The 8,512-nt window shown below is 45.8% G+C and carries 1 protein-coding gene; it reads left to right on the top strand.

Annotated features, from left to right (window positions below; all coding sequences use genetic code 11):
• Window positions 1–1,341: 1,341 nt before the first annotated feature.
• Window positions 1,342–8,226 carry a malectin domain-containing carbohydrate-binding protein gene (locus QGP82_RS22160; RefSeq protein ID WP_499061054.1) on the top strand — a complete coding sequence of 2,295 codons (6,885 nt, stop codon included), beginning with the start codon at window positions 1,342–1,344 and terminating at the stop codon, window positions 8,224–8,226.
• Window positions 8,227–8,512: the final 286 nt, after the last annotated feature.

The following is an 8,512-nucleotide window of genomic DNA, read 5'->3' as shown; positions in this document are numbered from 1 at the left end:
TTAGCCCGGAATCTGGCGCTTAATCTCTACCGTGACTATGGCTTCGACAACATGGCTCAAGCTCAACGCAAAGCTGGGCATGGGCTCAGTTTACTAAAATCTCTTTTTAGAATGAAATAGCCCTGGGCAGCTGCTACAGCTTATCCAAGGGTAATTTCAAAATGAGTTGTAATCAGCATAACCCAGCAATTGCCTCGATACTAGTCAGTATCAGATAAGAGGCTGACCAAAAGCTTGTTAAAGCTCCGATAAAATTTAGATTTCGAAAAAATGAAAATGATGATTTTCACTTAGATCATAGATTAAATCAAGTTAATATATGCGTAAGCACAAGGAAATTCTATTTATTTGAATCCTTTTGCGAGCGGGGGATTTGTTTTTAGAGGTTCAGACTATCAGAGATCACAATCTGGTAGTTGTAAGGGGGCCTACAGGGTAGTGCCATTTTCAAAATAGAATAGGAAATTATCGAAATCAGTTGATAGCCATTTTGCAATGTAGTTTTTCCAGCTACGGTATGGTTTCTCTATATTTCACAAGGTAGTATTTACCTCGCGTTGATTGATTTCTACCGTTTCTACCTCGGTGGCTAAACTTAGTCTATCAAGGTGTTCTCATTTTAAATTTTGCACTCTCTTCATCTATTGAAAAAAGTTATAAAGTTACTGAAAATCGGAGGCCATAGGCTGAAAAACTTTCAGATTCTGTCTCCTAATTTCAAATTTGAGCCGCATTCGTTTTTTCCGTGTTATTTGATTATTCCTACACGCTGCTTGAGTGAGAGGTTGAAATAACATGGTGAACTTAGGCGATCAAGTTTGTTTTGTCATTGTTGTTATCTGGACGATTGACAAAGTCAGAAGCTTTTTTCAACCGCCAAGATAGTGAAATAAACTTTTGCTGGGGTATAGTCTACTGCTTGATATAGATTCTCTTGGAGTGAATTTTAACTGTATAAGAGATGATTTATATAAGATTCTAGACCTAGTTATATGTAGGCAGCGGTCGTAAGATCACTGATCTATTTATCTCTTTAGTTCCCATATTAGTTTAATCTTTCACTTTTTTTGATGGAAGATAAAAATAAATCCCAAACAGCACTAAGCGTTTATGCTTTGTGTTTGATAGCGTCTCGTTAAATATTTTTCGCATTACTCATACATAAATGAGTAGTTTATCGAGACTCTTAAGGGGGGCCTTGAGCGAAGTAAAAGGTGTTTCATCGTAATTAAATACCTGGTCTAAATTAACCGATGTGGAGCGCTCTTATAACATCGGCTAAATCTTCGCTGCATTGTTTTAGCTAGAGATTTTCCCTGTAACATTTGACTAGAATTATCTATGGTTATTAACTTTAATAATGCTGGTGCCTTTGGCGGTGTCAACGGTGGCCAAAATGTTCTTTCTAACCCAACATCACTGCAATTTGGCCCTGATGGACGGCTGTATGTGTCCGAACAAAATGGAGCAATTAATGCCTTCACAGTGGCAATTCAAGATGGTGAATATATCGCAACAGCTCATGAAGAACTACTCCTGCCCAATGGCAGTGGGGTTGTTAAGTCTATTCAAAATCACAACGACGATGGAACGCTTAGCAGTGCAAGCAATCGTCAGGTAACCGGTATTTTGGTTGCTGGCACAGCATCAAATCCGGTACTATACGTTTCTTCAAGCGATCCACGCATCTCGACAAATGGAGATGTAAATCTTGATACTAATTCAGGAGTTGTTACGCGCGTAACCTGGACAGGAAATGAATGGGATGCCGTAGACATCATCCGTGGCTTGCCACGTTCAGAAGAAAATCATTCCAACAATGGCATGGTGTTTAGTGCCGATGGCACTAAGCTTTATCTCACAGTTGGTGGGAACACAAACAACGGTGCGCCATCTAAGTTTTTCTCATACACAGGAGAATATGCACTGTCTGGTACGGTGCTTGAGATTGATCTCAACGATATTAATAGTCGCACGATTCTAACTGACCCTACAGCGGGACAAAACGGCCAACCACGGCAATATATATACGATTTGCCAACCCTAGATGATCCATCTGTTGCCAATGACGGTGTTAGAGAAAATGCCAATGGTTTGGATGTGGCTGGCCCCTGGGGCGGTAATGACGGGTTTAATATGGCAATTCTGCCATCTGATGCTCCATTGCGTATTTACGCTGATGGCTTCCGTAACCACTATGATTTGGTGCTCACTAAAGCTGGAAAACTATACACACTTGATAACGGCTCCAATGGCAACCTGGGTGGTAATCCTATTCTCGATGCCAATGGTGAGGCAACAAATCAGCCGAATAATGGTGGTTTCGGCGATCCAGAGCCCCTTTTCCTAATTGAGGATGGTGACTATTATAGTCATCCTAATCCAGCACGCTCTAGTCAAGACCTGGCTTGGACGGTCTATGACGACAGTGGAAATCCTGATACCAACATCACTCCTAACAATGTCTCTAAGCTGTCTGACTTAGTACCTGATAGTGTCAATATCCAAAGTGGTTTCATCATCGACCCAAGTAAATTCACCAGCAATCCGGCTCGCCTTTCCGAAAGCGGTATCCGCGTCGGAAACAACAGTCCACAGAGTAAATCATTAGTCAATATCGGGTCATCTAGCAACGGCCTTGTGGAGTATACCGCCGATGCATTTAATGGTGAACTTCAGGGAGATCTTCTGGTTGCCCAGTTCAACGGCAACGTTGGGCGTTTAGATTTGAATGCAGATGGAACCGCCGCCACCTACGAGACAATTAATGGTCTGAGCGGTCTAGCTCTACCCCTTGATGTTACAACTGGGCCAGATGGAAGCGTTTGGGTCGCTGAATTTGGAAGTGACCTGATTAGCGTATTTTCACCATCAGATGTTGTTTTGTCCAATCCTACAGATGCTGATAATGACGGTATTTTAAACATCAATGATCCCTTTATTCGAGATAGCAGTAATGGCACTTCCGTAACACTCTTTCCAGGTCAAACCTTGTTATGGGACTTTGATGCAAACCAGGACAATAATCGACCTGGACCAGATGGATATGGCGGTGGTTTGACGGGGGTAATGATCGATGGCACTACTGATTTTGAGGTGTTTTTCCAGGAACCGTCCAACCTGCCTGATCAGAACATTAAGCTTGATAATGTCAAGTTTATTACTGCTGCTGCTGGTGGGACAACTGTCATTGAGAATGTCTCAAATGGAGATCCCACTGTAGCCCCTAATAATGGAGAGTACTTATTTCATACAGGTGTAACTATCGCACCCACTGTTGAGGCGTTTACAATTAAGTGGAACCTGTTTAATCCAGGAGATGCCTTTACCGGAAGCCTTCAGCAGCTTGGTGGCTATATTGGTACAGGCGATCAAAGCAATTTTCTGAAGGTGGTCGCTATTCAGAGTCCTTCTGGTGAAATTGAAGTTTCACTAGAGGACGGTGATGTTATTCAAGCCAATACCTTTATCCAGGCTGATGACCTGTTTAGTGTGGCAGTAACGGACAACAAGCAAATCTTTATTGAATTGTTGGTAGATCCATCAGCAGAAACAGCTACTCCGACTATTACCTATGAGACGAATAGTGGAAATACAACGGTCAGTGGTACCCCTATTAGCTTAAGTGGAACAGCCGTTCTTGATGCCATCAGAGGAGACTATACGGTTGCAGGCCAAAGTACTGGTCTGGCAGTCGGTCTATTTTCCTCTAATAATGGCCAAACCGTGGCTAATACCTTCCAGGCTATCTTCGGCGATATCGAGATTACTGCAGCTGAGGATACATCTTCCACAGTTTTGTATCGGGTCAATGCAGGTGGGGGAGCGATTGCCGCCATTGATGGTGGCCCTGACTGGTCTGCTGACACCAGCGCCAATACCAGCCCATTTCTCTTGCCGGGCAGTAATAATACAGCCACATTCTCAGTCGTTGACCCAGGTGGTTCAGTTCCTGCCACTACCCCAGGAACGATATTCGATACTGAGCGATGGGATGCTTCGGGAGGATCCGAAATGCAGTGGGCGTTTAATACCCCTGACTCTGGGGTCTATGAGGTTCGGCTGTACCTAGGTAACGGTTTCAATGGCACCAGCGCGCCGGGACAGCGGGTTTTTGATGTCGCCATTGAAGGCAACACACCAGTCAATCTTGACGATATTGATCTGTCTGACCAGTTCGGTCATAAGGTTGGCGGCATGCTGAGCAATGTGGTCGAGGTCACCGATGGCACTCTCAATATTGACTTTCTTCATGGAATTGAAAATCCCCTGGTCAATGGCATTGAGATTATTCAGTTGGAGGGTAGTCTCCCCAGCAATACCCCACCGACCATAACAACTCCTGCATCAGTCAGCGTTGATGAAAATCAGACGGCAATACTGGACATCAATGCCACCGATGATGTTGATAGCGAAGGCAATGGGCTAACCTACAGTCTCAGTGGTGATGCTGATGCCGCACTATTCTCCATTGATGCCACAGGAGCTTTGAGCTTTATTACAGCCCCAGACTTTGAAAATCCTGGCGATGCCAACAGTGACAATATCTATGAGGTAGATGTTACGGTCACTGACTCTGGCACTCTGTCGACCACCCAAACCCTTAGCATTACCGTGAGTGATGTGATTGAGTCAGGGACAGTGCTATCGATTGCTGCACCATCACCTAGTTCTGTTCAAGAAACTGGCGATACTGGAGTGACCACATTACTCTTCCCGGTCACCTTTAATACGCCACCCTCAAGTGATGTCACTGTTGAGTATTCAGTTGAGATTAATGGCTCACTGACTACAGGTCTAACCCAGGCACTGGGAGCATCTGATGGGTCAATTACTGTAGATATCCCCAATGATGACTTGGACAATGGCCCTGAAACTGTCAATGTGACCCTAACAGCCATCACCGTTGGTGGAGATGTTGCCAACCTTGGCAATACCACAGCCACTGCAACCGTTACCGAAGATGAGAGCACATCTTCCACAGTTTTGTATCGGGTCAATGCAGGTGGGGGAGCGATTGCCGCCATCGATGGTGGCCTTGACTGGTCTGCTGACACCAGCACCAATACCAGTCCGTTTCTCTTGCCGGGCAGTAATAATACAGCCACATTCTCAGTCGTTGACCCAGGTGGTTCAGTTCCTGCCACTACCCCAGGAACGATATTCGATACTGAGCGATGGGATGCTTCGGGAGGATCCGAAATGCAGTGGGCGTTTAATACCCCTGTCTCTGGGTTCTATGAGGTTCGGCTGTACCTAGGTAACGGTTTCAATGGCACCAGCGCGCCAGGACAGCGGGTCTTTGATGTCGCCATCGAAGGCAACACACCAGTCAACCTTAACGATATTGATCTGTCTGACCAGTTCGGTCATAGGGTTGGCGGTATGCTGAGCAATGTGGTCGAGGTCACCGATGGCACTCTCAATATTGACTTTCTTCGTGAAATTGAAAACCCCTTGGTCAATGGCATTGAGATTATTCAGTTGAATGATGGAGCTCCAAGCAATACCCCACCGACCATAAAAACTCCTGCATCAGTCAGCGTTGATGAAAATCAGACGGCAATACTGAACATCAATGCCACCGATGATATCGATAGCGAAGGCAATGGGCTAACCTACAGTCTCAGTGGTGGTGCTGATGCCGCACTATTCTCCATTGATGCCACAGGAGCTTTGAGCTTTATTACAGCCCCAGACTTTGAAAATCCTGGCGATGCCAACAGTGACAACGTCTATGAAGTGGATGTTACGGTCACTGACTCTGGCACTCTAGCAACAACCCAAACCCTTAGTATCACGGTGAGTGATGTGATTGAGTCAGGGGCAGTGCTATCGATTGCTGCACCATCGCCTAGTTCTGTTCAAGAAACTGGCGATACTGGAGTAACCACATTACTCTTCCCGGTCACCTTTAACACGCCACCCTCAAGTGATGTCACCGTTGAGTATTCAGTTGAGATTAACGGCTTACTGACTACAGGTCTAACCCAGGCATTGGGCACATCTGATGGGTCAATTACTGTAGATATCCCCAATGATGACTTGGACAATGGCTCTGAAACTGTCAATGTGACCCTAACAGCCATCACCGTTGGTGGAGATGTTGCTAATCTTGGCAATACCACAGCCACTGCAACTGTTACCGAAGATGAGAGCACTCAACAGGTAGGAGAAGCAGTCCTCACAGTAACCGTAAATAGTAATAATGTTCAAATCTCAAACTTTGGCAATAACTCTTTTCAACTGACGAATACCGGTGAAAAGGCTATAGAGAGCGTTGAGCTTGATGTTACTAATGCGCTCTATCCAGATAGTGTCTTTGACCCATTTGGTTTAGCTGGGGATACAGCATCAAAAGGTTTAACCATAAATACCTCCGGCGGAACCGGTGTTATTGCCCCCAATAACAACCCCAACGATCCTAATAATCAAACCTATCTTGGTGCCGGTGGTACAGCAGGATTTGAAGCTATCCAACTATTCTTTGATGAGACTAGTAATAATGGCTTTGAACCCGGTGAGACCGTCGGATTTTCCGTAGACATGGATCCAAATTCCATCGCTGGCGCTGCAAAAGCTCCTCTTGATGCTGGTTCAAATCCATCATGGGATGTTGGCGGCGTCTCCGGTGCCGAGCTAATTGGCTCAACTTTCACCGTCACTTTTACCGATGGCAGTACCGCTAGTGGCCAACTTCAAGGGAATAACAATCAAGCTGGTGCTAAGGGTTTAGCAACTCAAGACCCTCAAAACCTCAATGTTTCACTGACGGTTAACGGTCTCAGTGCAGGTGATATCGGCACTTACAATGCAGCTGGCCCCAATGTAATTGTCAATGGTCCTGCCGGGCAGACTGCAAGAATTGTCCTAACCAAAGGCTTTATTCAACCCGTCACAAACAATTTCACTGGAATGTTTGGGGCCCAACTCGACCAGCAACTGGCAGACCTGGCTGCTTCTGATTTCCCCGCCAACAACGCTGTGGAGTTTCAGACGGTCGATATCCTCTTGACTGGTGCAGACCAGGATATTTCTGGACAGTTTGATTTCTCTGGAGTATCGAGTTATAACTTCGCGGGAGAGGACCAGTTGCCTCTTGGCTTTGTTGCTAGCGTCATTGACCCTGCGAATGACAACTTACCGCTAGGGCCGGTTACACAGCCCATTTATCTAAAATTTGATGCGGTCCCAGGTAATCCGGCTGTTTCAATCGTCAGTGGTTCTCAAACTATCAATGAAAATGGGGGTCAGATCCAAATTTCTCTAGCAACGGATGTGACAGTGCCCAGCAATGAAACAGTTAACATCTCCTTCGAAATTGTTCCTGATACAGCAACACCAGGCACCAATGGCGATTATGACTATGTATCGACCAGTGCCACCTTTGATTCACAAACAGGTGTCTACACCGATATTGTAACCATTGCCGGGAGCTCATCTGACGTCACCATTCCCATTGATATTCTGCAAGATACTCTTCAAGAGACGAGTGAAGCGTTTACAGTTAACATTACGGGCGTTAGCTCGAACGCAATCATTGGTGCTTCATCATCTGCAACCATTACCATCACCGATGATGACTCAGCCTCTACGATTCTATATCGGGTCAATGCAGGCGGGGGAGCGATTACCGCCATCGATGGTGGCCCTGACTGGTCCGCTGACACGAGTGCCAATACCAGTCCGTTTCTCTTGCCGGGTAGCAATAATACAGCTGCATTCCCAGCTGTTGCTCCCGGTGCTTCAGTTCCTGCAACTACCCCAGGAACGATATTCGATACTGAGCGATGGGATGCTTCGGGAGGATCCGAAATGCAGTGGGCGTTTAATACCCCTGTCTCTGGACTCTATGAGGTGCGGTTGTACCTAGGTAACGGTTTCAATGGCACCAGCGCGCCAGGACAGCGGGTCTTTGATGTCGCCATCGAAGGTGACATCCTTACCAATCTTGACAATCTTGACCTGTCTAGTCAGTTTGGTCATAGGGTTGGCGGTATGCTGAGCAATGTGGTCGAGGTCACTGATGGCACTCTTAATATTGACTTTCTCCATGAAATTGAAAACCCTCTGGTCAATGGCATTGAGATTATTCAGCTGGGTAGTAACACATCGGCAATGAGTGTGAATAATACTGGTCTAAACAATGGGGATATGCTTTTTGGAGCGAGCGTAACCAACCCAATTACAGGTGCATTAGAAGACACCATAATGACTAGCGTATAAAGAGGACTTTGATCAAGTCTGAGCTTTGGGCGGTTTTCGATGATCTACATAGAGCTTAGGGAGCCGCCAAAAGAGTCCTCTTATAGACGTTAGTATTATCTTCAATTAGAGTAACGTGTGTTGTTTGAGCACTACATTGATCGGGTCAGTCAGTCAGTTCAAGCCTTTGTAAGATGTGAACAAACCGTTTAACTTGTGAAAATCTGCCCCAAGCCCTCAATTTTTGGGGGCCTTGAGCCTAGCCTCCCCCAGAATTGAGGGCTTGGGGATCTCGACATCTGATAGC

This window comes from Leptothoe sp. LEGE 181152, from assembly GCF_032906605.1.
GTDB classification, from domain to species: Bacteria; Cyanobacteriota; Cyanobacteriia; order Phormidesmidales; family Phormidesmidaceae; genus Leptothoe; species Leptothoe turfae.
Note: the sequence above shows the minus strand (reverse complement) of the source record. Positions and strands in the feature narration are given on the sequence as shown.